The organism is Paenibacillus sp. BR1-192, from assembly GCF_029542445.1.
Classification (GTDB): Bacteria; Bacillota; Bacilli; order Paenibacillales; family Paenibacillaceae; genus Paenibacillus_AQ; species Paenibacillus_AQ lautus_A.
The window spans coordinates 5,666,796-5,691,689 of record NZ_CP120718.1 but is presented as its reverse complement, the minus strand read 5'-3'; the positions used below and the strand labels follow the sequence as shown (position 1 = coordinate 5,691,689).

At 50.5% G+C, this 24,894-nt stretch carries 17 protein-coding genes and 1 pseudogene; 17 read left to right on the top strand and 1 reads right to left on the bottom strand.

Annotated elements, in window-relative coordinates:
- The first annotated feature begins 5 nt into the window (after positions 1–5).
- The 13 genes and pseudogenes from P0X86_RS25655 (at position 6) to glnA (ending at position 17,192) form a co-directional block, all read left to right on the top strand.
- The gene (locus P0X86_RS25655) at positions 6–1,088 is read left to right on the top strand and encodes a sensor histidine kinase (RefSeq protein WP_009594296.1); all 1,083 of its coding nucleotides are present in this window, start codon (positions 6–8) and stop codon (positions 1,086–1,088) included.
- Positions 1,089–1,107: 19 nt separating this feature from the next.
- Entirely contained in the window at positions 1,108–1,761 is a 654-nt protein-coding gene (locus tag P0X86_RS25650; protein ID WP_009594299.1) for a response regulator, read from the top strand.
- 162 nt (positions 1,762–1,923) lie between these two features.
- Positions 1,924–3,582, top strand: coding sequence for a S1C family serine protease (locus P0X86_RS25645; RefSeq protein ID WP_277746787.1), 1,659 nt, complete (start codon positions 1,924–1,926; stop codon positions 3,580–3,582).
- 130 nt (positions 3,583–3,712) lie between these two features.
- A complete protein-coding gene (locus P0X86_RS25640; protein ID WP_009594308.1) occupies positions 3,713–4,399 on the top strand; it encodes a response regulator transcription factor in 687 nt (228 codons plus the stop codon).
- A 1-nt stretch (position 4,400) separates the two neighbouring features.
- Entirely contained in the window at positions 4,401–5,858 is a 1,458-nt protein-coding gene (locus P0X86_RS25635) for a sensor histidine kinase (RefSeq protein ID WP_096776408.1), read from the top strand.
- Positions 5,859–5,910: 52 nt separating this feature from the next.
- A complete protein-coding gene (locus P0X86_RS25630; RefSeq protein WP_096776699.1) occupies positions 5,911–6,861 on the top strand; it encodes a 4-hydroxy-3-methylbut-2-enyl diphosphate reductase in 951 nt (316 codons plus the stop codon).
- 249 nt (positions 6,862–7,110) lie between these two features.
- Positions 7,111–8,067: an ABC transporter permease gene (locus P0X86_RS25625; protein ID WP_009594311.1), complete on the top strand. Its 957-nt coding sequence runs from the start codon at positions 7,111–7,113 to the stop codon at positions 8,065–8,067.
- A 31-nt stretch (positions 8,068–8,098) separates the two neighbouring features.
- Positions 8,099–8,995 carry a carbohydrate ABC transporter permease gene (locus tag P0X86_RS25620; RefSeq protein WP_009594306.1) on the top strand — a complete coding sequence of 299 codons (897 nt, stop codon included), beginning with the start codon at positions 8,099–8,101 and terminating at the stop codon, positions 8,993–8,995.
- 79 nt (positions 8,996–9,074) lie between these two features.
- A pseudogene (locus tag P0X86_RS25615) lies at positions 9,075–10,746 on the top strand (extracellular solute-binding protein).
- Between the two features lie 79 nt (positions 10,747–10,825).
- Positions 10,826–12,400 carry a helix-turn-helix domain-containing protein gene (locus P0X86_RS25610; protein ID WP_277746786.1) on the top strand — a complete coding sequence of 525 codons (1,575 nt, stop codon included), beginning with the start codon at positions 10,826–10,828 and terminating at the stop codon, positions 12,398–12,400.
- A gap of 38 nt (positions 12,401–12,438) precedes the next feature.
- Positions 12,439–14,229, top strand: a complete 1,791-nt coding sequence (locus P0X86_RS25605; protein ID WP_096776406.1) for a sensor histidine kinase — start codon at positions 12,439–12,441, stop codon at positions 14,227–14,229.
- A gap of 185 nt (positions 14,230–14,414) precedes the next feature.
- The gene (gene aroF / locus P0X86_RS25600) at positions 14,415–15,470 is read left to right on the top strand and encodes a 3-deoxy-7-phosphoheptulonate synthase (protein WP_213579613.1); all 1,056 of its coding nucleotides are present in this window, start codon (positions 14,415–14,417) and stop codon (positions 15,468–15,470) included.
- Positions 15,471–15,767: 297 nt separating this feature from the next.
- On the top strand, positions 15,768–17,192 hold the full coding sequence (gene glnA / locus P0X86_RS25595) for a type I glutamate--ammonia ligase (RefSeq protein ID WP_009595727.1): 1,425 nt from the start codon (positions 15,768–15,770) through the stop codon (positions 17,190–17,192).
- A gap of 149 nt (positions 17,193–17,341) precedes the next feature.
- Here the strand turns inward: glnA and P0X86_RS25590 are convergent, their stop codons facing one another.
- Positions 17,342–18,382: a LacI family DNA-binding transcriptional regulator gene (locus P0X86_RS25590; RefSeq protein ID WP_009595772.1), complete on the bottom strand. Its 1,041-nt coding sequence runs from the start codon at positions 18,380–18,382 to the stop codon at positions 17,342–17,344.
- A gap of 579 nt (positions 18,383–18,961) precedes the next feature.
- On the opposite strand from P0X86_RS25590, the gene P0X86_RS25585 reads away from it, so the two are divergent.
- From P0X86_RS25585 to P0X86_RS25570, 4 genes are all read left to right on the top strand, one after another.
- Positions 18,962–20,302: an ABC transporter substrate-binding protein gene (locus P0X86_RS25585; protein WP_009595768.1), complete on the top strand. Its 1,341-nt coding sequence runs from the start codon at positions 18,962–18,964 to the stop codon at positions 20,300–20,302.
- A gap of 106 nt (positions 20,303–20,408) precedes the next feature.
- A complete protein-coding gene (locus P0X86_RS25580) occupies positions 20,409–21,302 on the top strand; it encodes a carbohydrate ABC transporter permease (protein WP_277746785.1) in 894 nt (297 codons plus the stop codon).
- Positions 21,302–22,138, top strand: coding sequence for a carbohydrate ABC transporter permease (locus tag P0X86_RS25575; protein ID WP_009595751.1), 837 nt, complete (start codon positions 21,302–21,304; stop codon positions 22,136–22,138). The genes P0X86_RS25580 and P0X86_RS25575 overlap by 1 nt, the downstream gene beginning before the upstream one ends.
- A 25-nt stretch (positions 22,139–22,163) precedes the next feature.
- Positions 22,164–24,890, top strand: coding sequence for a GH36-type glycosyl hydrolase domain-containing protein (locus tag P0X86_RS25570; protein WP_277746784.1), 2,727 nt, complete (start codon positions 22,164–22,166; stop codon positions 24,888–24,890).
- Positions 24,891–24,894 lie beyond the last annotated feature (4 nt).

Sequence of the window (24,894 nt, the reverse complement as noted above, 5' to 3'; positions counted from 1 at the left end):
TCGTTATGATGGGGATATTGAAAAATACCAAATGGGTGATATTGTTTTATTTTCTGTTGATCGGAGCCGGAGTTGCTGTTTTCCTGTACACAGCAAACCAATCCGGCTACATACATATTGAAGATAACCGGCTGTGGGTGTATTACACGGTCGGTGTACTTCTGTTTACGGGGATTGCGGGATACATCGCGGGACAGCGCATCCAGCGGCCGCTGGATCTGCTTCATCTGAACATGCTGCAGGTTGCCAAAGGAAATCTGAACGTGCGGCTGCCTGCCATGGAAGACGGGTCTTTTGCCAGAGTATACGATGAGTTTAACGGGATGACGGAAGCGCTGGAGAAGAAAATGAAGCTGCTGCAGCGCCTCGGCGAGCAGGATGTCATTGAGAAGGAGATTGCCGCGGAAGCCGCGGTCCTCGAGGAACGGCGCCGGATGGCAAGGGATCTGCACGATACGGTCAGTCAGCAGCTGTTCGCGATCCACATGTCGGCTTCATCCCTCCCGGCGGTACTGAAGCGGAATCCGGAGCATGGGGACAAAGTGCTCGGCCAGTTGATCGAAATGTCCCATGTGGCGCAGAAGCAGATGCGGGCGCTGATTGCGCAGCTTCGGCCCGTGGAGCTGGAAGGCAGAACCCTTGAAGAAGCACTGGAACGGTGGTTTCCGGATTACTGCCGCCAAAACGGCCTGAAGGGCATGAAGGATGTCGAGCTCTACGGCGGGGTGTCGGATGCCATTGAGCATCAGCTCTTCCTGATCATCCAGGAAGCGGTGGCTAATATCGTGAAGCATGCCGGTGCAGGCCTTGTCAGCATGTCGCTTCGCGAGGACCAGAAACGCGTGATTTTAAGCATCAGCGACGACGGTGTCGGCTTTGACGAGGTGGCAGGCAAGCAGGGATCGTACGGGCTGTCGACGATGCGCGAACGGGCCGAAAAGCTTGGCGGACAGGTCGATATTATAAGCAAGAAGGGCGCGGGAACGACGGTGCGAGTAAATATCCCGTTATTTGAGGCCGAGGGCAATACCGGAGCGGCGGAGGAAGAGAACAAGGATGAGGAAGTGCTGGCTGAGCCAGTGGAATAGAGAGGGGACAACAATCATTATGGGTACGATTCGGATATTGCTGGCTGATGATCATGATATGGTTCGCATGGGGTTAAAAACATATTTATCGTTGGATCCGGGGTTTGAAGTGATCGGAGAAGCAGCGAATGGCCAAGAGGTCGTCGATATGCTGAGAAACGGGGAGGAGGCCGACCGGCCGGATCTCATTCTAATGGACCTGATGATGCCGGTGATGAACGGGGCGGAGACCACGCGCGCGGTTATGTCCGAATTCCCGGATCAGAAGATCGTGATTCTGACCAGCTTTCTCGAAGACGAGCTTGTGGTCGAGTGCATTGAAGCGGGGGCAGTCAGCTACGTGCTTAAGACGGTTTCGGCTGACGAGCTCATTTACGCCCTTCAGGGAGCGTTCCGGGGCATGCCGGTCATGACCAAAGACGTCTCGGAAGCACTCACCAGGGGAATCCGCCGGCATATGGTGAACGGGGATGAATCCGGGCTTACCGAGCGGGAGAAGGAAGTGCTGCTCCTGATTGCCGAAGGCAAGAGCAACAAAGAGATCGGCGAAGAGCTGCATATCAGCATCAAGACGGTCAAAACCCATGTCAGCAATCTGCTGATGAAGTGCGAGCTGGAGGACCGTACGCAATTGGCGATTTATGCTCACCGGAAGGGCTGGGTCAAAATATAGCAATATGTTCTTTTGGTGAGGTATGACCGGGAAGCGTCCCGGTTTTCTTTTTATCTGCCTTTTAATTGTTTTTAAGGTACTATTAAGGTTTATAGTACACAATAAGAACAGTTAATCAATTAGACCACTTGGAAGCAAGTGATTTTAATAGGAGGTAGACCAATGGACGACCAAAGAAAGCGTTACGGGTATCCGGATGATGAGGGAATGAACAGCGAAGCGAATAACAATGAAGCAACGAGACGTGAGGAAGCATCCACGGAGAATTCTTCTTATTACTATTCTTACGGACCGTTCCAGTCCATATCGAATAACCGCGACGATGAGAAAACGGAACGGCCTTACCAGAGCCGGGAACCCCAGGAAGTGGAGGTTACCGCTCCGCAGCCGGTTAAACCGATTCCATCTTCCGGCTTCTCGCAGGCCCATTCCTCCGGAAGCCAGGGTGGCGGCGGGCCTGTGGATTCCATGAAAAGAAACAAAGAGTGGAACTACAGCCAGAAGCCCAAAAATTCCGTCAAGACCGTGCTATTGTCTTTCTTGGCAGGCGTCCTCGTCATTTCGAGCCTGATGTTTGCCGCTGACCGAACGAATCTGTTTACGCCGGATGCGGCGTACTCATCGGAGCCAGCCCAAGAAACTTCGGCTAACGTCCAAGATAACGGCGGAGATAACGGCGGAGCTACTACCGCATCAGCGATGATTCCATCGAATCCTGGCGACGTATCGGCAGTGGTGGATCAGGCGAGTCCGGCCGTCGTGCTGATCGAGACGCTTGTAAACAGCAGCAATAGACAAAGCACGAATCCGAACATGAACGATCCGTTCTGGTACTTCTTCGGCGGCGGTCAATCCAGCCAGGAAGGCAATGGCGGAAACAGCGGAAACGGTGGAAGCAGCAACAACGGAGGTCAGGAATCCCAGCTTCAGCCTTCAGGCATCGGCTCGGGTTTCATCTTTGAGAAGTCGGGATACATCTTGACGAATGAGCATGTAATCCATGGCGCAGATGTGATCCAAGTGACGGTACAGGGTACCAAAAAGCCTTATGAAGCGAAGCTGCTCGGTTCCAGCTATGAGCTCGATTTAGCCGTTTTGAAAATCGAAGGGGCGGATTTCCCATCAGTACAGCTAGGTGACTCCGACTCGCTGAAGGTTGGTGAATGGCTTGTTGCCATCGGCAACCCGCACGGTTTTGAACACACGGTAACCGCTGGTGTACTTAGCTCGAAGGAACGCGAGATCGATATTCAAGGCACGAACGGCGAAGCTGAGCGTAATTACGAGCATCTTCTGCAAACCGATGCTTCGATTAATCCGGGCAACTCCGGCGGACCGCTCCTCAATCTGAAGGGCGAGGTTATCGGGATGAACGTAGCCGTCAGCGCGGAAGCGCAAGGGATCGGGTTTGCGATTCCATCCAATACGATCAAGGAAGTCGTGGAATACCTGAAGAATAATCAGGAAGTGCCGAAAGAGCCGGTTCCATTTATCGGGGCAAATCTGGGAACGGTCACTCCGCAAATTGCCCAGTCCCTGGGCACCGATGTAACGGAAGGCTCTTACGTTGACAGCGTCGTGTTCCGTTCGCCGGCTTATGAAGCGGACCTGCGCCAATATGACATCATTGTGGGCGTGGACGGCAATAAATATCCGACTTCGCAAGATCTGGTTGAATTCATTAAATCGAAGAAGGTTGGAGATAAAATTACGCTGAATGTGGTTCGAAACGGCAAGAACATGGACCTGCCGCTGACGATCGGCGACAAGAACGATTTTGATCTAACCCAACAGCAGCAACAACGGCAACAGCAGCCGTAACCCTGGATAGGCGTGACAACAAGCGGAAGGGACCGTTCCCTTCCGCTTGTCTTGTCCTTGAAGCGACCGATATAATGGGATTGTAACGTCGTACTAAATATAACGCTAAGAAGATAGAGGAGATGCCGCTATGCGATCCCGGATTTTGATTGTAGATGATGATGAGAAGATTATTTCCATGCTGCGCAGAGGGCTTGCGTTTGAGGGCTATGACGTCCTGACCGCATCCAACGGAGCAGAAGGATTGAAAGTGATATTGAGTGAGGACCCGGATGTCGTCGTTCTGGACGTAATGATGCCTCAGGTCGATGGATTTGAAGCGCTGCGCAGACTCCGGGAGGGCGGAAGCACGATACCGGTGCTGATGCTGACGGCAAAGGATGAGGTGGAGAACCGGGTAAAGGGGCTGGATACCGGAGCGGATGATTATCTGGTCAAACCCTTTGCGCTGGAGGAGCTGCTAGCCCGCGTCCGGGCTTTGCTTCGCCGTAAAACCGGGGATGATACCTCGAACCACCGACTGACCTTCGAGGATCTCGTGATGGATACCGATGCGAGGGAGGTCATTCGCGGCGGGCAGAGACTGGAGCTCACGGCCAAGGAATTCGAACTGCTGCACCTGTTTATGCAAAACCCGAAGCGGGTGCTGTCCCGCGATTTGATTATGGATAAAATATGGGGCTATGACTACAGCGGGGAGTCGAACGTGCTGGAGGTTTATATCGCCATGCTCCGGCAGAAGACCGAGGAACATGGAGGTAAACGGCTGATCCAGACGATCCGCGGAGCCGGCTATATTTTAAGAGGAGATAACTAGCATGTCCATTCGGTTAAGACTGACAGCATGGTATACCGGCATTTTATTCGTGACACTGCTGATATTCAGCTCGGCGGTGTATGGCTTTGTCCATTTGTATACGTATGAAGAGTTAAAGCAGCGGTTGGTGCAGGAAGCCAATAAGATTGGTTACACGTCATCGTCTGTTGCCCTACTACCGGATCGCTCCTCGGCGATTAATGCGGAGGCAGCTGATTTATATGTACAGCTCTATACGTTCTATAACGGATCCATTTGGCGGTCAGGCAACATGGAGTTTAGCGGCTTGCAATTTGAGAGTCCGACTGTTGAAAGAGCATTAAGTATGACCAAGTCCGGAGAGTTTAAACGATTTTCGTTTAATGGGGCCTCCTTTCTTGTATACGAATCTCCTGTAGTTGAAACCAACTCAAGGAAATTATTCGGATGGCTTCAAATTGGTGTAAGTACACGCACCATCGAGCAAACCTTAGACCGGCTTCAATCCATCCTCATCATGGGCTCTGCAGCGACACTCGTGATCGCTTCAACCCTAGGATTATTCTTAGCCCGGAAATCCATGAAACCGATCGGCAAGGTCACGGAGGCAGCGGAGCAGATCCAAAAAGGCACCGACCTTAGCGTACGGATCGAATACGACGGGCCTCAGGACGAGATCGGTCAGTTAATCGGCACGTTTAACGGGATGCTTGAGAGGACGGAGAGCTTCTATAAAGAGCTTGAGGATGCCTATGCGGCGCAGCGGCGCTTCGTATCGGACGCTTCCCATGAACTTCGGACCCCGCTGACCACCATTCGGGGGAATGTGGATCTTCTGCAGAAAATGTGGACGGTAGCTCCCGGCGAGAGAGCGGATATGGACGAGGAAATGATCAAACAGATCTCGGTCGAAGCGGTAGGCGATATATCCGATGAAGCGAAGCGGATGAGCCGGCTGGTGAACGATATGCTGTCCCTGGCGCGGGCCGATACCGGCCAGACGTTTGAGTTGGACCCGGTGCCGCTCCAGCCGTTGGTTGAAGAGGTTGCACGGCGCGCTCATTTCCTGGAGAAAACCGCAGAATGGCATGTCGGAGAGCTGTCTGTCCTGAACGGTGTTTATGTGGAAGGAAATAAGGATTATTTACAGCAGATGCTGTTCATTTTTATCGAGAATGCGTTCAAGTACACGCCTGAGGGTGAGGTTAGTCTGGATGTTGTTCTATACAAAGGTCAGGTAGGCTTGCGGATTTCGGATACGGGAATCGGTATGGATAAGGATGAGGTTCCGTTCATATTCGAACGATTCTACCGCGCGGATCAGTCGAGAGGCATCACGAGCGGAACCGGACTCGGGCTGTCCATCGCCAAATGGATCATCGATGAGCATAAGGGCTCTGTCGAGGTCGTTACCCGAAGAGGGGAAGGCAGCACCTTTATCGTCTGGCTCCCCGTCGTCTTTGCTCCTCCCCTGGAATAGGGTATAATAGACTAGATCGCTTATGTATTACTACGGAAAGCAGGTGGGGATCATCGAAGTCTTGAAAATATCACCGAGAGGTTATTGTTACGGTGTCGTCGACGCCATGGTCTTGGCGCGTCAGGCGGCGCAGAATCTGGACCTTCCTCGGCCTATTTATATATTGGGCATGATTGTGCATAACAGCCATGTCACGCAATCCTTTGAGGACGAAGGCATCATTACCCTGGACGGTCCGAATCGGATGGAAATCCTGAGCCAGGTGGAGAGCGGGACCGTTATTTTTACCGCACACGGGGTCTCTCCCGAAGTACGCAAGCTTGCGCGGGATAAAGGGCTGACCACGCTCGACGCCACTTGCCCGGATGTGACGAAAACCCATGATCTGATCCGGGATAAGGCAGCCGACGGATATGAGATCATTTACATCGGGAAGAAGGGGCATCCCGAGCCGGAAGGGGCGATCGGGATCGCACCGGAACACGTGCATCTGATCGAGAAGGAAGAAGAAATTGAACAGCTTCAGGTAAAAACATCCCGAATCATCATCACGAACCAGACCACGATGAGTCAATGGGACATCAAGCATATCATGAAGAGCTTGCTCGATAAATTCCCGGGAGCGGAGATTCATAATGAAATTTGTCTTGCAACGCAGGTGCGTCAGGAAGCGGTAGCCGAACAAGCCGGTCAGGCGGATTTAGTGATCGTGGTAGGAGATCCTCGCAGCAATAACTCGAACCGTCTTGCTCAGGTATCCGAAGAGATAGCAGGAGTACCGGCCCACCGTATTGGCGATGTGACGGAACTCAAACGCGAATGGCTTGAAGGAGTAGGCAAAGTGGCAGTTACATCAGGGGCATCAACACCGACTCCGATCACGAAGGAAGTCATCGCCTATTTGGAACAGTATGAACATGATCAGCCGGAAACTTGGGAGATCAAGCGTACGGTGAATATGAGTAAATTGCTTCCGCCTGTTCGGGTGAAGAGCAAATCATAGTTAATGCCATCACAAGCTTATTTTTCAGACCCATCGCAATGATGTTTGCGGTGGGTCTTTTTACGTTTATGGAAAAGAATCGCACCCAGCGTTTCACCCTCGCAAACATTCCATGCCGTGTAAGCGTTTCATTCTCGATTGAATACTATCATTTTTCGTTGAATAGGCAAATGTTTATATTCGATCGTTTATTCTACAATGTTAGACATCAGGTAAACTTCATGGCATAGAACACACGGGGGGTTGGACATGGCGCAAATATCCGTAGAACAGGAACCTGTTCCGAAACGGAAGAAGGAAAGCTTATTGCTTCGCTTTGCTAAACAATGGGATATACAGTTAATGGTGCTTCCTGCACTGGCACTCGTTTTTGTGTTTAGCTACATACCGATGTACGGTATTTTAATGGCTTTCCAAGACTTTAACATTTTCAAGGGGATGGGCGACAGCCCGTGGGCCGGATTCAAGCATTTCGAAATGTTTTTTGAATCGCCGGAATTCATGACGGTCATGAGAAACACGATCGTCATCAGTTTGCTCAAGTTTCTTATTGGATTTCCGGCACCGATTCTGCTGGCGCTTATGCTGAACGAAGTTCGGCATATGTTCTTCAAGAGACTGGTGCAAACGGTCAGTTATCTTCCGCACTTTCTGTCCTGGGTTATTGTCTCAGGCTTTGCGATTTCGCTCTTGTCAACGGATAACGGCAGCGTGAACATTTTGCTGCAGAAGCTGAATTTGATCGAAGAGCCGATCAACTTCCTGTCGCTACCGGAATATTTCTGGGGAATTCTCGTAACGACAGGGGTATGGAAAGAGATTGGATTTTCCTCCATCGTATACTTGGCGGCGGTTGCCGGGGTTGACCCGCACATGTATGAAGCGGCTGACATGGATGGCGCAAGCAAATTCAGGCAGATCTTCACGATTACGCTTCCATCGATCATGCCGGTCGTCGTTATTTTCATGATTCTTGCCATTGGTAACTTGCTGACCGCAGGCTTCGAAGACATCTTGCTCTTGGCTAAGAATCCGGTATTGCGAGAGGTATCCGACGTTATCGACACATATGTCTATCGAATAGGTATCGAAAACTCCCGATTCTCATATGCAACGGCCGTAGGCTTGTTTAAAGCGGTGATCAGCGTCATGCTTCTGACGATTGCCAACTTGATTGCACGCAAATCAGGAAACAGCTTATGGTAAGAGATCATTATGAGGAAGGGAGCGGGTAATAGTGGTACGTCTAGCATTTGGCGACAAAGTGATGATGGTCATCATTTATATCTTCTTGGCATTCTTGGCCTTTGTAACGTTTTATCCGTTTTGGAACGGACTAGTCATTTCATTTAACTCAGGTTCAGATACGGCAATGGGGGGCGTTACCTTCTGGCCCCGTGATTTTACGCTTGAGAATTACGGCATCGTGTTTCAGGATAACCGGTTGCTGAATGGTTTCAAGATTTCGGTGCTTCGTACCGTGATCGGAACGATTTCCTCCATACTGGTAACCTCCATTTTCGCTTACGGGATGACCAAGCGGGAGCTGATCGGCCGCAAATACTACATGATTATGTGTATCGTTACGATGTATTTCGGCGGCGGCTTGATCCCGACGTTCATGCTCGTTCGCGGTTTGGGTCTGATGGATTCCTTCTGGGTGTTCATTATCCCGAGTTTGGTAAGCGTGTGGAATATGATCATCTTCCGGACATTCTTCAACGGCCTCCCAAGCGGTCTTGAAGAGTCCGCCAAAATCGACGGCTGCGGCAACTGGGGCATTTTCTTTAAGATCATTCTGCCTCTGTCCGGTCCGGTCATCGCAACATTATCGTTGTTTACGGCGGTTTCCCATTGGAATGAATGGTTCTTGCCGAGTATCTACATCAATAACGAGAACTTGCTTCCGATTCAGACCATGCTTCGTCAAATATTGAACTCCAATATTATGTCTGAACAGATGAGCAACCTGGATTCCGCTTCGCAGGCGGTGCTCTCCCGGATGCAAAGCGTAACCTCCAAGTCGTTGTCCATGGCAACCATGATGGTGGCAACGCTTCCGATTATTATGGTGTATCCATTCGTACAGAAGCACTTCGTTAAAGGTGTTCTGGTAGGTTCCCTGAAAGAGTAGGGAAAACAAAGCGTGTTGTTTGAAGCCTTAAGCTTTAGACATAAATATCAAGTGTAAAAACGAAAGGGGAAATTAGAGAATGAGGTTGAGAAAGAAATCGCTGACCACGTCCATGACGGCTTTGCTTGCGGCAGCGCTGATGCTTTCTGCATGCGGCGGCGGCGGTGGAAACAAGACTGCGGATCCGGCGCCTGCAGGCGAAAACGGAACCAGCACGCCTCCAACGGAGGCATCCGACAAGTTTGTGCTTGGCGAAACACCGCTTGAGTTCAGTTTCTACGGCCATTATAACGAGTACACCATGCCGCCATGGGGACAAGACGAATCTTCGAAATGGATTAAAGAGAACAAGAAGGTAACCGTCAACGCGATCCATTCGCAAGGTAACGCCCAGCAAAAATTCAATACCATGATCGCATCCACGGAGCTTCCGGATGTGATGTGGATGGACCGTGGTCCGGACGTAGAGAAGCTGCGTCAAGCCGATATGCTCGTACCTTTCGATGAATATCTTGATAAATATCCTAACCTGAAAGAGTGGATGGGCGACGAAGGTCTGAACATGCTTCGCTCTCCGGACGGCAAGCTGTATCAGTTCCCGAACTGGTATACGAACCAACCGAACGGTAATGCAGGTTATGTTGTAAACAAGAAGATCTACAAAGAGCTTGGCGAGCCGAAGCTGGAAACGACGGATGATCTGTATGAATACCTGAAAGCCGTCAAAGCGAAATACGGCGATCAAGTGGTTCCTTATGAGCCGCACGTACAAGGTCAAGGTATCGAGGTGCTGTACTCTGCATTCGCAGAAAAACGCTCTGACTCGTTGGATCAGCATCCGCGGTGTGCCTAACGGCGATAAGCTGACTTCGATCTTTACGGATCCGATTTTCCGCGAGTCGATGCAGTATTCCGCGAAGCTGTTCCGCGAGAAATTGATTTCTCAGGATGCCATGACCCAAACGGCTGACCAAGTAAAAGAAAAAGTGAACACGGGACGCGTTGCTGTGTATGCCGCTTCGAGCCCGACGGAAAATGCAATGAACGCCCACGCTGAATTGACGGCGAAGGATCCGGAAGCCGGTTACTTCATGATCTGGCCGATTCACAAGGAAGGCCTGGACAAGAACAAGATCTTCCCTGGTACTTATACGCAATTGGGTTGGAACGTAAGTGTCATTACGAAATCCGCTAAAGATCCCGAAGCGATTTTCGCATTCTTGGATTGGTACACTGGTCCTGAAGGCCAAAGCGTTCTCATGTGGGGGCCTCCAGGAGGATATTGGGACGGATTTGAAGAGGATGGCGTAACACCGAAGTTTACCGAGAAATATGTAACGGATGCTGCCGGTCTCGGCAAGCTGCAAGCCATCACAACGAATCTTCACTGGAATGGTAACACCGTGTTTGTTGATACAGCGAAAGCGAAATACGAGAGCACGTTGCCGGAAGAGCAGCGCAACTGGTCCACTCGCTGGCAATATGAAGTCACTTGGAAAACTCAAGCCAATGCTACGGAGTACATTAACCTCGATCCGGCTCCGGACAGCGAGGAAGGAATTATTCGTCAACGCGTAGAAGATATTTTTACGGAATCCAGAGCGAAAGCCCTGTATGCGAAGGATGATGCCGAAGTATTGGCAATCCTCGACAAGGCTGAAGCCGATGCTCAAGCTGCAGGATACGATAAGCTGCTTGCATTCAAAACAACGAAATGGCAAGAGAACGTTGCTAAAATGAAAGGCCAATAATTAATTTTTGCTTAAACCAAGAAGGGTATGCTGCTTATGCAGTATACCCTTATCGGAATTTATGGGGGAGATGATACCCGTGTATAAAGTGCTGCTGGCAGACGACGAAATACTGGACCTAGAGGGCATGAAAAGCTTTATTCCATGGGAAGATCTCGGAATGAAAGTGATCGATTCGGTCAATAACGGCTTTGCTGCTTGTGAGGTGCTCGAAAGTGAGAAGGTCGACATCCTCGTTACCGATGTACGCATGCCGAACATGACCGGGCTTGAGCTAGCTCAGCGGGCACTGAAATTGCAGGAGGAGCTCCGGATTATCTTCGTAAGCGGTTACCAGGACTTTGGTTACGTGAAGCAGGCGATTGCTTTGAACGCATGCAGTTATGTGTTAAAGCCAATGGAGGACCAGGAGCTGATCGATGCATTAACGAAGGTTAGAATGGAGCTGGATCGTCTTCATGAACGCAAGGAGACGGAGGAAGCTTACCAGCAGATGATCCCCATCCTCAAAAATCAGTATCTCCTGCAAATCCTTCTGCGGCCCTATGACGGAGCCATCCTGGACATTATCAAGCGGGAGTACCGGCTGACAGAGCTTCATTGGCCGGTCTGCGTCATTCTGCTGGAGCTTGATAATGTGAGCACCTGGCGAACCGGCTCGCTCGATTCCGAGGAAAAGCTGAGTGCCATAGAGGAGTATTTCACGAGACTGCATAAACGGCTTGAACAGCGCGGCTTTGAATATATATGCAAGGTAACCGATCAGCGAACGGCCGTACTCCTTAACGGGGGCCGGGGCAAGGAAGAGATTCAAGCCCTGCTGGAGGAATTAAAACGGGAATATAACTATTCGATGACGGTCGGGGAAGGCAGGGCCGTCCATCAGCTGGAGCAGCTTCACACGTCGTACATGGAGGCTTTGGACGCGCTGGATTATAAGATGTTCCGGGGCAAGGGCAAATGGATCCTGTACAGCGAGGTGCCGACCGAGGACCGGGAAGACGTAAAAAGCCTCGACATCCGTCTGGATGCTTTATTTACAGCCATGACGGAGTATGATATCGTTCGTATCTATGACGAACTGGAAGCGATTCAACTGCTGGCATCCAGCATCCGATCCAAGTTCACCATACGCAATTTGGCCGTGTATATCATGGTGAAGCTGGAAGGACATCTGCAAGCGATGAACGAAGAGTTATATCGTATGGCAGGACTGGAGCTCAAAAACCTGGATATTCTGCTTCAATTCGAAACGATGGATGATATTTTCTCATGGCTCCGCATGAAGGCAATGGAAATTTCGGAAATGCTCAAGAACCGCAAATCAACCAAGAATGGCAGGCTGGTCGAAGAGATTATAGAGAATATCCAGGCTCGCATGCACGAGAATATTACGCTGCGGGATATGGCGAACCGGTTTTCTTTTTCACCGAATTATCTCGGGGTGCTCTTCAAGGAAGAAACCGGGCACAACTTTAGCGATTATGTAATCAAGCTCCGGATGGAGCGCGCCAGGGATCTCCTCAAGACGACCAAGCTCAAAATATATGAAATTGCATCACAGACAGGTTATCAGTATCTGCCTTATTTCAGCAGGCAGTTTAAGGAAATGTATGGAATGACGCCTCTGGAATACCGGCGCAAGCACTCGTAACTAGCAAAATTCAGATTAGATATGGGGTCAAACAGGCTATGGCGGGGAAATTCGAACGAATACGGGTCAAGATACCTTTCGGATACAAGTTAATGTTTTCGTACTGCGTATTTATCATTATACCGGTGCTGCTTGTCGGTCAGATTGCGAATCAGGTCTTCGTGAAGTCCACCCGAGAGCAGACGTATAACAACATTCAGGGCACGCTTCATCAGATGAGCGAGAACATATCGTATAAGATGGAGGACATGATCCGGATATCGGATATGCTTTATTTTGATACGACCTTTAACAGCCGTCTGCGTTTTACCGAAAGCGCTTGGATAAGCTATGACACCACGATCAACGTGCTGATTCCGAAGCTGGAGACCGCGGTAAGCACGGCGAACCGAAGGATCTGGTTATCGATCTACCTGCGCAACGACGACCTTAGGGAGATCTATGACAGTTATACGTATACGGACCCGCTGGACTCCAACAAACGTCTGTTTGATATTTATCAATATGACAGGCTGGAGGAACGGTCCTGGTATAAATTATATCCGAAGGAAGAAAATTACGGCGTAACCCTGCAGTGGAAGCAGATTGAGGACGATGTGAGCAACGGACGCATATCCTTGCTGCGGCGGCTTGTGGATATCAGTTCGACCATCAAACCGCAGGAGATCGGGTTCATGCGGATGAACGTCAGTATGACGGACCTGTTTGAAAGCATGGATTACAAGAAGATCGGTGACGGGACCGCATTGTATTTATCGGATGCACAGGGCCGGGTCGTTCTTTCATCAGGGGGAAAATCCACAAACGTTTTCAAGGAGAAGGAACTTCGCAAGAACGGGGACCTTCTGATTCGGAAGCCCATTCCCCAGCTCGGCTGGGATTTGATTGCCGTCGTGCCTGCTCAAATCGTGGAAAAAGACACGGTCAAAATACGTAATCTAACCTATCTGATCTGTCTGATCTGCATCGGTATCTTCTTCGTGGTCAGCATCGTGGTCTCCAGATATTTCAGCCGCCGGGTGTCCAAAATCGTATCCGTGCTGGACTCGTTCCAGGAAGGCGAATTCCATAAACGGGTATCCTTTAAGGGGAATGATGAATTTACGCATATTTCCTCAGCCTTGAACGATATGGGCAGCAACATCGGCAAACTGATCAATGAGGTGTATCTGGCCGACCTGCAGAAAAAGGAAGCAGAACTGGAGTCGCTGCACGCGCAGATTAATCCGCATTTCTTATACAATACCCTATCCTCCATCAGCCGCCTCGCGCGGTTCGGGATGCTGGATAAACTGCAGCGCATGGTAATGGACCTGGCGAAGTTTTATCGTTTGTCGCTCAACGACGGCCGGAACATCATATCCGTGAAGAATGAATTGGAACAGGCCCAAGCTTACGTGGACATTCAAAAGATTAAATACGACGACCGGATGCAGGTTACTTATGATTTTGAGCCCGAGGTGGTCCGGTATGAAACCGTGAAATTGATTTTGCAGCCGTTTATCGAGAATGTGCTCGAGCATGCGTGGACCGGAGACTATATTCATATCCGGATAACGGCCAGATTGCTGGAAGATGCTTTGGAATTCAAAATCATCGATAATGGCGTCGGTTTCCCGCCCGGCCGCGTGCTGGATAATACAGGGGGACAGGATCTGACCAATGCGGGTTACGGCATACGAAACGTAGATCAACGGATCAAGCTTCACTACGGCAGCGAGTATGGGGTCACGTTATTCAGCCGCGCCGGCATCGGGACAACGGTAAGAATTGTCATACCGCTGGTGAAGCGAACCGTAGCGGAAGGACGCAACAAAACGCTGATGTAACAGGCGAGGAATATCTCCCGATCGTGATGGCCTGAAGAATGGGCTTGACGAGGGGAGATTTTTTCTGTATATTTACTTTATCGATTAAAAGCATAAAAGCTTAAAAGCGAACAAGTGCGAAAGTGATTATCCATGGATTGAAATCAACATCGAAATTGGAATTCATTCAGAAAGAAGGTTTATTTATGATCGTCATTACATCCAATCAAATATCAGAGGAACAAGTTCAGCATATCGTTACCGAAATTGAGAAGGAAGGGCTCCAGGCTCACGTATCGAAGGGGGCGGATCGCACGGTGATCGGCCTGATTGGCAGCGTGAACCCGAAGCTTGCGGAGCATCTTCGCCAAATGAAGGGCGTAGAGAATGTAGTTAAGATCTCCAAGTCCTACAAGCTTGCCAGCCGTGATTTCCATCCGGATGATACGGTGATCGATATTAAGGGAACCAAGATTGGCGGCGGCAATCTGGTTGTCATGGGCGGCCCATGTGCCGTCGAATCCGCGCAGCAGATTGATGAAATTGCGCAGCTGGTGAAAGCAGCAGGCGGACAAGTGCTAAGAGGGGGCGCATTTAAGCCTCGTACGGGTCCATACAGCTTTCAGGGCGTTGGCGTCGAAGGTCTGATCATGATGGCGGAAGCCGGGCAAAAGCATGGCCTGTTGACCATTACAGAGGTGATGACGCCCGAATACGTCGATATCTGCGCGGAGTACGCCGATATTCTGCAAGTGGGCACCCGCAACATGCAAAATTTCGATCTGCTTCGGAAACTTGGCACCTGCGGCAAACCGGTTTTGCTGAAAAGAGGTTTCAGTGCAACTTATGACGAATTCCTGAACGCAGCGGAATACATCCTGGCCGGCGGCAATCCGAATGTCATGCTCTGCGAACGCGGAATCCGAACATTCGAAACTTATACCCGGAATACGCTGGATTTATCTGCCATTCCTGTTTTGCAAGGATTGAGCCACCTTCCGGTCATCTCTGACCCGAGTCACGGAACGGGCCGGCGCGAGCTGGTCGAACCGATGTCCAAGGCATCCGTCGCGGCCGGAGCCGACGGTCTTATCATTGAAATGCATACGGATCCGGACAACTCGATGACAGGCGACGGGGTCCAATCCCTGTTCCCGGACCAATTCGCCGCACTGCTTAAAGACTTGGAGAAGCTGGCTCCATTGGTAGGGAAGAGCTTTGCCACGGCCAAAGCGCCTGCTTCTGAATTCGCGCGCGTATAACACGTGTTACATGCTATAATGATATATTCGAGCATAGCGGCAAGAACACAATGAATGGCTTCGCCATCCCCTAATTTATAGTAGAAGGCACCTGTATTTTTACCACAGGTGTCTTTTTGCTGCATTTACTTTAATTGGTTTTTCATGTCAGATAACATGACACCGTTTTAAAAAATACCTTACATAGGTATTGACGTCAGGTTATCTCCCGGCATATAATGACGAAAAGAAATCGAAAGATTATGAACATTGTTAAGCTGTTTAAGTCTTAATGTTCGGAAATTGGGAGGAAGAGACATGTCGGTAGAGAAAGTATTGCAAACCATTAAAGAGAACAATATTGAGTGGGTCGATTTTCGTTTTGTAGACTTGTCGGGACGGGTGCATCACATTAGCTTGCCGGCTTCAGAAGTAGACGAAGAAACTTTCGTGAACGGGGTAGCGTTTGATGGATCTTCTATTCCAGGATTCCGCGGCATTGAAGAATCGGATATGGTCATGATGCCTGATCCGGAGTCTTGCTATATTGATCCGTTTACTGCACACCCTACACTTAACATTATGAGCAACATCTATACTCCGGAAGGCGATGCTTATGAGCGTGACCCGCGCGGAATCGCGGCTCGTGCCGAGCAATACCTTCAAGAAGCCGGCATCGGAACGGCAGCCTTCTTCGCACCGGAATCCGAGTTCTTTCTGTTCGATGAAGTCCGCTATGAAAGCTCCATGAACAGCTCCAGCTACTTCGTAGACTCCGAGGAAGCCCAGTGGAATACGAACCGCAAGGAAGAAGGCGGCAACCTGGGTTTCAAAGTAGGGGTTAAGGGCGGATATGTTCCTGTAGCGCCAGTGGATACTCAACAGGATATCCGCAGCGAAATGTGCCGTCTCCTCGACGAAGCAGGTCTTCGCGTTGAGCGTCACCACCATGAGGTGGCAACTGCCGGCCAGGCCGAAATCAATTTCCGTTTCGATACATTGAAGAAAACAGCTGACAATTTGTTGATCTATAAATATATCGTGCATAACACAGCCCGCCAATACGGCAAAACGGCTACGTTCATGCCGAAGCCATTGTTCGGGGATAACGGTAGCGGCATGCACGTTCACCAATCCATTTTCGACGGCGACACTCCGCTGTTCTACGAAAAAGGCGCTTATGCGAACCTGAGTGAAACGGCGCTGCACTACATCGGCGGTATTCTGTACCATGCGCCTGCCTTGATCGCTTTGACGAATCCGAGCACCAACTCCTTCAAACGTCTGGTACCAGGCTATGAAGCACCGGTTAACCTCGTATTCTCCAAGGGCAACCGTTCTGCCGCAGTACGGATTCCGGTTGCTGCCGTAACGCCTAAAGGCTGCCGCATCGAGTTCCGCACACCGGACTCCACTGCGAACCCTTACCTTGCATTCTCTGCTATGCTGATGGCCGGTCTGGACGGGATCAAGCGCAAAATCGATCCTACCGCACTCGGTTACGGGCCATTCGATAAAAACATTTACGAATTGTCCGACGCCGAGAAGAAGGAAATCCGCAGCGTACCGGGCTCCCTGGACGAGGCATTGGATGCACTTCAAGCAGACTATGAGTTCTTGACAGAGGGCGGCGTATTCACGCAAGAATTCCTCGAGAACTTCATCGACTTCAAGCGTGCCGAAGCCAAAGCGGTTAACATCCGCGTTCATCCGCACGAGTACTCCCTGTACTACGATATCTAATAAACAGGATTATAAAAGAGCCTGGGGCATCATGCCCCAGGCTCTTTTTGACGGTATACACTCGTGATTGGAACCAATCCTAAGATGGCTCTGAAAGGCAAGGGGCTCATTAAGAGCCTAGTGCCCTGGCTGCCCCTTTGCCCGGATGTTTATCCGAAATACCCGTAGTGATGCGTGTTGCTCCCGCAAGATTCGCGGACGATGAGCTCGGGCTCGACGACAAAGGAACTGACGGGGGACTGTTTATGGATGAGGTCGTAGAGCATGAGTGCCGCCAAGCGGCCGATTTTCTCTTTGTTTTGCCGAATCGTCGTTAGTTTAGGCGTTGTGTACTTGCAAGCCTCGATATCGTCGCAGCCGATGATCGACATGTCGTCAGGGACATTCAGACCATGTTCTTGAAGCGCTTGGATGGCGCCGATGGCAATCTGATCCGAGGCCGCAAAAATGGCGCGGGGGAGGGATCCTGCCTTAATCAGCCGTGTCATCGCTTTATATCCGCTGGCCTCATAGAAATCATCCCCGTTCAGGAACCACTCCGCGCGGGCCGGAAGGCCGAAGCTTTCCATGGCGTTGCGATAACCCGCCTCTCGCATATTGGAGATTTCGGACTCCTTGCTGCCGCCAATGAAGCCCAAGTCTCGGAAGCCCTGGAGATAAAAATGCTCCACGACCTTCGAGGACATCTTGTAATTGTCGGACATGATATGACCCGACATTTCGCCGAACAGCTCAATATCGACCCCGATGCAGGGTATATCGCTTTCATCCAGCTCCTTAATCGAGGGCTCGATTTCTTCTCCGGATATAATGACGCAGCCGTCTACCTGATAATGGCGGCACCGTCCGAGATAGTCGGCATCCTCCCCTTGGAATTTCTCGTTCGAAAAAAACAGCAGATCATAGCCGAGAACGCCCATCTGCTTCTTAAAAGAATTCAGCACCTCAACAAAAAACGGGTGGGTAAAATCAACGTTCAGCTTTCCCGCAAAGATGACGCCGATTAGATTGGATTTTTTGGTTGCTAACGTTTTTGCGGAATTGGAAGGAGTATATCCCGTTTCTCTCATAATTTCCAACACGCGAGCTTTGGTCTCATCGGATACATCACTGTAGTTGTTGATAATTTTGGAGACGGTCGATACGGAGACCCCTGCCATTTTAGCGATTGTTTTGATGTTTAACGCCATGCGAAACGCCCCTTATTCTGTTTATAATGTCATTTCATTATTTTCGTTAATTTTCGCTAATGTTTATCATGAATTTCCTTTATGCGTAATGTTTAGGGACAGAAAAGTTATGAGATACGTGTTTTCTGTCTAACTAAGGAGTGTGTTTTGAACGAATTTCCCATGATCCAATGAAATGATGACGGTTCACCTATGCATAAGGGCTTGTCCAAGCCAAGGTGTACCATCCGGCTGCCATGTTATACCACACGGATTCGAAACAGTTTCGTAAATCAGTGTATCTGCTTTAGCGAGGTAAGTCAATGAAAGAGAACAGGCATAAGGCTTGTCATATCAAGAAAAAAGGGTTGTCTCTGTTCGGTGAGAAAAAAGTATCGGGAACGATAAAAAAAGCTTTGACAAACAAATTATTATGCGTAATAATAGGCCTTACGAAACCGCTTTCGGTATAATTCGCTCAATTACGAAAATTAATAATTATAGTTTCGTAGCATCAAGATTGTACAGGCCAAGAAAAAGCGGAAACATGAATCCGGTTTCATAATGAATTGCAATTTAATTTCAGGGGGTAACGAACAAATGATTAAGAAGTTATCAGCATTACTTTTGGCTGGCGCTCTAACCTTCTCGCTGGCAGCTTGCGGAAGCAGCGATTCAGCCGATCAAGGCGCACCTGCCAAAGGCGATAAAAAGGTCATCAAAATTTTACACTGGAAACAAGATAACATCAATAAAGCGATTGAAGAGATCAATAAGAAATTTGAAGAGAAGTATCCCGAGTATACGGTAGAGTATACCACTACGGGTCCGGATGACGAATACAAGCAGGCGCAGAGAGCAAGAATCACCGCCAATGACGTGGACGTCCTGGCCGATTTGTCAGGAATGAGACTCTCCCCGCAGGAATGGACGCCGGGCGCTAAAGTACCCGATTGGCAGCAATGGATCGATACCGGATTGATTGCGGATTTATCCGACCAAGCCTTCATTAAGAATTATAACGCAAACGATATCGAAAAAGCCGGAACTTATAACGATAAAGTATATGCCGTTCCTACAGGCAAGGTTGCGATGTCCGGTCTCTTCTACAATAAAGAAATCTTCGAGCAGAACGGCTTAAGCGTTCCGAAAACGTGGTCGGAGTTCATGAAGCTGAACGATGACTTGAAAGCCAAAGGCATCACACCGATTGTTGTAGCAGGTAAAGACGTATGGCCTTTGAAACTTCCAGTGTTCGCCCTGCAGGCCAAAATCCTGGGCGGCGGAGACCAGCAGAAATGGATCGAGGGCGTGTGGAAAGGCGAGACGGCTTATAACGATGAAGAAGCCATCGAGGTTTTGGAAAAAATGAAGACGCTTCAAGACAATTACATGATCGACGGCTTCATGGGGATCGATTATGCAACGGCGCCTTCCTATTTTGCAACAGGAAAAGCTGCGATGCTGGCTGACGGCTCTTGGGATGCCCCAACCGTTGCGGCAGCTAATCCAGAGTTGAAATTCGGTTACTTCCCGCTTCCGGCCACCGAGGATGCAGCGAAGAACGCCTCCTTTGTCGGCAAGTATGACGTAACATGGTACGCGGCCGAGAAAGGTCCGAACAAAGAAGGAGCCCTGAAGTGGCTTGAATTCTTCTCGGAGCCGGAAAATTACACGACATTCGTGAAGGCAGCCGGATTCATTCCGACGCAGGACAACATTCAGACGGAAAGCGACTTCATTGACAATGAACTGACTCCTTATCTCGGCGAGTTCGAATTGGCGTACGAAATCATGATGATCAACCGCCAGAATATCGGCGAGCATCTGGCTGCAGAAGGCGTTCACACGGAATTCCTGGCACCGGGCGGACCTTATAAAACGGCAAAAGAGCTGGCTGACATTCAGCAAAAAGAATGGGAAGCAGCCGCTCCGAAATAAAACTTCTTCTATTATAAAGAGACTTGTATAGAAAGAACCATACTGTAATCGGGGTCTGTGCAGCAGGCCCCGACATGCATTGAAATGGATTTGCGAGGTGAGAGAGATGTATCCATTTGGAAAAGGGTTTAACCGCTTCATACCGTTATTGCTGCTATTGATACCGATGGCGTTATACATCGTTTTTTATTTCGGACCTTCGATCCTGACGGTCATCTATTCCTTTACCGATGTGAAGAACCTGCCGGGCAGCACCTATCAATTCGTCGGGCTTGATAATTACAGGGAGCTCTTCTTCTCAGGGAACTCGGGCGAGCGGTGGCGCTCGATCGTAAACACCCTGATCTTCATGTTCGTCGTGACGATTGTGCAAAACGGGGTCGCCCTGTTTATCGCCGTTATCATTAACCAGCGGCTGAAAGGCGATTACTTCTACCGCGCGGTATTCTTCCTGCCGGTCGTACTCGGCGTAGCCGTGGTTGCGCTGATCTGGGGCATGATGTTCGATCCGTTGAACGGACCGGTCAACCGCCTTTATGACGCTCTTTTCGGCTATCAGGACATGTTCTTCGGCAGCTTTACCCATGCGTTCGGTTATATTATTTTCGTTCAGATCTGGATGTACATGGGCTACTCCATGCTGATCTTTCTGGCTGGCCTCCAATCGGTTCCGAAGGATTTATACGAGGCGGGTCATATTGACGGCACCAACAAGTGGCAGTCTTTCCGCCATATCACCTTCCCCCTGATCGCTCCGTCCTTCACGGTGAATATGCTGTTATCCATTATCGGCGCCATGTCGACGTTCGATATCATATTGGCGACAACGGACGGTCGTTTCAATACTAGGACGATGGCTTACGACGTGTACAAGGAAACGTTCCGGGGAAGCTTGGAAATGGGCCTTCCTTCGGCACTGTCCGTGATCCAGTTCCTGATTATTCTCCTGTTTGTCGTCGTAGCCGTCAAGCAGACGCGTAAGAGAGAGGTGGAATATTGATGCGAAATTCCAAAACCACGCAAATTCTTTCTTATGCCGTCATAGGTTTGCTGCTGATTCTGTACGTCGTTCCGCTTCTGCTCGTCTTCAATGTATCGCTCAAATCCTTCAACGAATACTTGCTCAACCCGATCGGAATCGTGAAGAACATCGAATGGGGCAACTATTCCCAGGCATGGTCCGAAGGCAATTTCGCGGGTTATTTTGCGAACAGCCTGATCTATACGGTGACGGCGACGGTGCTGACCATCATCGTATCGTTGTTTGCGGCGTTTCCGGTCGCACGCGGTTACGTGATGTGGAGCGGTTTTATCTACATGTTCTTTTTGCTGTCCCAGTTCCTTCCGAACCCGATGGTTGCGCAGTATAAATTGATGCTGTCCTTCAAGGAAAGCGTTTCGTTCTTCGGGTATGATACCAAGCTCGGCTATATCCTGCTGAAAACGACGGGGACGGGCGTGGTGTTCATGATGTTCGTCGGTTACATCAAGTCGATCAGCCGCGATTTGGATGAGGCGGCAGGCATGGATGGCTCCGGCTATATCCGTTACTTGTTCCAGATCATTCTGCCGCTGATGAAGCCGGTGATCGCAACGGGCGTCATTCTGACCGCGATCGGAATCTGGAACGATTTTGTCGGGCCGATCATGTACCTGCCGAGTCCGTCCAACTATCCCATTACGTTCGGCCTGAAAGAATTCAGAGGGCAGTACGGGAATAACTGGCCGCTGCTTGCATGCGGAATTACGATCGTGGCCGCACCATTGATCATTCTGTATACGTTCATACAGAAGTATCTGGTGGACGGTGCCCTGGCGGGAGCCGTCAAATCCTAAGGCATAGAGGGGAAGAAAAAGCGATATGAAATCAACGGGATGGAAGTTCGAGGGGGATCAGGGAGTCTTTACGCTGCGTCATCCTGAACTTCATAACTATTTATATTTTCCTTTGGTCAACGAGGCGGGCATGATGTCGGCCATCACGCCGAATCTTCACGGCGAAATGACCAGCAGCCACAATACGTTTTTGATGTCGCCGGTATCGGTGGAGGATCTTCATAATTCCAAGTCCGCGCGCAACTTTTGGGTGCACATCGACGGGCATGGCGCATGGTCCGTATCCGGAAACTCCGCCAAGCAGAATGCGAACCGGTTCATGCATCAGGAAGAAGAGGGCCAATTGGAAGCCGGGTTCCTATGGCACAAGCTGAAGCGGATGAACGGGGAGGCCGGGCTGCAAACGGAAGTTACCAGCTTCGTGCCGGTGACGGATGACCAGATCGAGTTAATGAAAGTAACGCTGACCAATGTAGGCCAGCAGACGCTTAAACTGACCCCTACCGCGGCTGTTCCGCTGTATGGCCGTTCGGCGGATGATCTGCGGGACCATCGTCATGTGACATCCCTGCTGCATCGGATTTACGTCCATCGGGAAGGGGTCGAAGTGCAGCCCGTGCTCTCGTTTGACGAACGGGGTCACCGTATCAATCGCGTATCCTACAGCGTGCTGGGTGCGGAGGGGGACGGCTCAGCCCCAATCGGTCATTTCCCGGTGCTCGAGGAATACATCGGGGAGGGCGGAGCTCTCGATTGGCCTGAGGCCGTCATTGCCAATAAGCCGGCATATGCGCAGGCCGGAGACTCCATGGAAGGGTACGAGGCCCTTGGCGGCCTGCGGTTCGCGGAGGCGGAGCTGCGGCCCGGTGAATCCAAAGCCTATGTTATGGCAATGGTCATAGCGAAGGATCGCGCAGACATCGAAAGGCTGTCCGAAACGTATTTATCGGAGAAGCGGTTTGATGAGCTGCTTGCGCAGAACGAAGCCTATTGGAATGAGAAATTGAATACGGTATTCTTCCAGACCGGTGATCCGCAGCAGGATCTATGGATGAAATGGGTTACCCTGCAGCCGATCCTGCGCCGTTTATACGGGAATTCCTTTCTTCCTTATCATGATTACGGCCGAGGTGGCCGCGGATGGCGCGACCTGTGGCAGGATTGCCTGGCCTTGATGATTATGGAGCCTGCCGAGGTTCGGTATCTGCTGCTCAATAACTATGCGGGCGTCCGGATTGACGGAAGCAATGCTACGATCATCGGCACGAAGCCGGGCGAATTCGTTGCTGATCGGAACAACATTCCGCGCGTATGGATGGATCACGGCGCTTGGCCTTTCATGACCACGCTGCTTTACATCGATCAGAGCGGGGATATGGATTTCCTGAAGCAGCCGCAGACCTATTTCCGCGACGTATTCGTAAAACGCTGCCAGGAGAAGGACGCCGGGTGGCTGCCTGAGCACGGGAATCGACTCTTGACCGTCAGCGGCGAGGTATACGAAGGTACGGTCCTGGAGCATATGCTGCTTCAAAATCTGGTGCCGTTCTTTAACGTCGGCGAACACAACAACATCAAACTCGAGGGAGCCGACTGGAACGACGGTCTGGACCTTGCTCCCGGCAGAGGGGAGAGCGTGGCCTTCACGGCGTTTTATGCCAGCAATTTGATGCAGCTTGGCGATCTGCTGCTGGCGTGGCAGGATACGGAAGGCGTCGAGCATGTGGAAATAGCGGAGGAAATGGCGGTGCTTCTCGATTCGGTGACGGCTCCCGTCTCGTACGAGGACGTACAGGGCAAGCTGAATTTGCTGGATAGCTATTATGAGGCCGTCAAGGCGTCCGTGACCGGGAACAAACGGAAATTCAGCATTGCGGACGTTGTGCAGGATTTGAAGCTGAAGGCGGATTGGCTCATTCAGCATTTGCGCTGCAACGAATGGATCACGAGCCAAGAAGGGTACTCCTGGTTTAACGGGTATTACAATAATGACGGCGCCCGCGTGGAAGGCGATCATCCCCTGGGCGTGCGCATGACGCTAACAGGCCAGGTCTTTGCCGTCATGGGCGGAATTGCGGACGATGAACAGGTAGGGCACATCACGAAATCGGTTGACCGTTACTTAAAAGACCCTAGCATCGGTTACCGCCTCAATTCGAACTTTGGCGAGATCCAACAAAACCTCGGGCGGGCATTCGGCTTCGCGTTCGGACATAAAGAGAATGGGGCCATGTTTAGCCATATGAGCGTCATGTACGCCAATGCGCTTTATAAGAGAGGTTTTGTCCAAGAGGGCTACGAGGTATTGCGTTCGATTTATGATCTGAGCCAGGATTTTGAACGCAGCCGCATGTATCCGGGCATTCCCGAGTACATTAACGAGAAGGGAAGGGGGATGTATCCCTACCTAACCGGGTCGGCAAGCTGGCTGCTGCTCACCATGCTGACCGAGGTGTTTGGAGTGAAAGGGAACCGTGGACATCTTCGCCTGGAACCGAAACTAAGGTCTGCTCAATTCAATGCCGACGGCCACGCCACGGTCACTACCGGGTTTGCCGGAAAACAGCTTCAAATCGTATACGGCAATCCAAACCGGTTGGATTACGGAAGCTATGCGATTCAATCGGTTACGCTGAACGGTGAAAAGATACAGCTGCGCAGTCAAGATCCCGGGGCAGTCGACCTGGATCGCAGCATGCTGTCCTCGTTATCCGACAGCGAACGTGCTTTGATACACGTCGAGCTTGCCTGATCCG

Coding starts and splice junctions, on each gene's coding strand:
- P0X86_RS25640 (WP_009594308.1), top strand. CDS start 3,713: ATGCGATCCCGGATTTTGATTGTAGATGATGATGAGAAGATTATTTCC.
- P0X86_RS25605 (WP_096776406.1), top strand. CDS start 12,439: ATGGCGGGGAAATTCGAACGAATACGGGTCAAGATACCTTTCGGATAC.
- P0X86_RS25635 (WP_096776408.1), top strand. CDS start 4,401: ATGTCCATTCGGTTAAGACTGACAGCATGGTATACCGGCATTTTATTC.
- P0X86_RS25570 (WP_277746784.1), top strand. CDS start 22,164: ATGAAATCAACGGGATGGAAGTTCGAGGGGGATCAGGGAGTCTTTACG.
- glnA (WP_009595727.1), top strand. CDS start 15,768: ATGTCGGTAGAGAAAGTATTGCAAACCATTAAAGAGAACAATATTGAG.
- P0X86_RS25655 (WP_009594296.1), top strand. CDS start 6: ATGATGGGGATATTGAAAAATACCAAATGGGTGATATTGTTTTATTTT.
- P0X86_RS25650 (WP_009594299.1), top strand. CDS start 1,108: ATGGGTACGATTCGGATATTGCTGGCTGATGATCATGATATGGTTCGC.
- aroF (WP_213579613.1), top strand. CDS start 14,415: ATGATCGTCATTACATCCAATCAAATATCAGAGGAACAAGTTCAGCAT.
- P0X86_RS25645 (WP_277746787.1), top strand. CDS start 1,924: ATGGACGACCAAAGAAAGCGTTACGGGTATCCGGATGATGAGGGAATG.
- P0X86_RS25580 (WP_277746785.1), top strand. CDS start 20,409: ATGTATCCATTTGGAAAAGGGTTTAACCGCTTCATACCGTTATTGCTG.
- P0X86_RS25575 (WP_009595751.1), top strand. CDS start 21,302: ATGCGAAATTCCAAAACCACGCAAATTCTTTCTTATGCCGTCATAGGT.
- P0X86_RS25585 (WP_009595768.1), top strand. CDS start 18,962: ATGATTAAGAAGTTATCAGCATTACTTTTGGCTGGCGCTCTAACCTTC.
- P0X86_RS25590 (WP_009595772.1), bottom strand. CDS start 18,382: ATGGCGTTAAACATCAAAACAATCGCTAAAATGGCAGGGGTCTCCGTA.
- P0X86_RS25625 (WP_009594311.1), top strand. CDS start 7,111: ATGGCGCAAATATCCGTAGAACAGGAACCTGTTCCGAAACGGAAGAAG.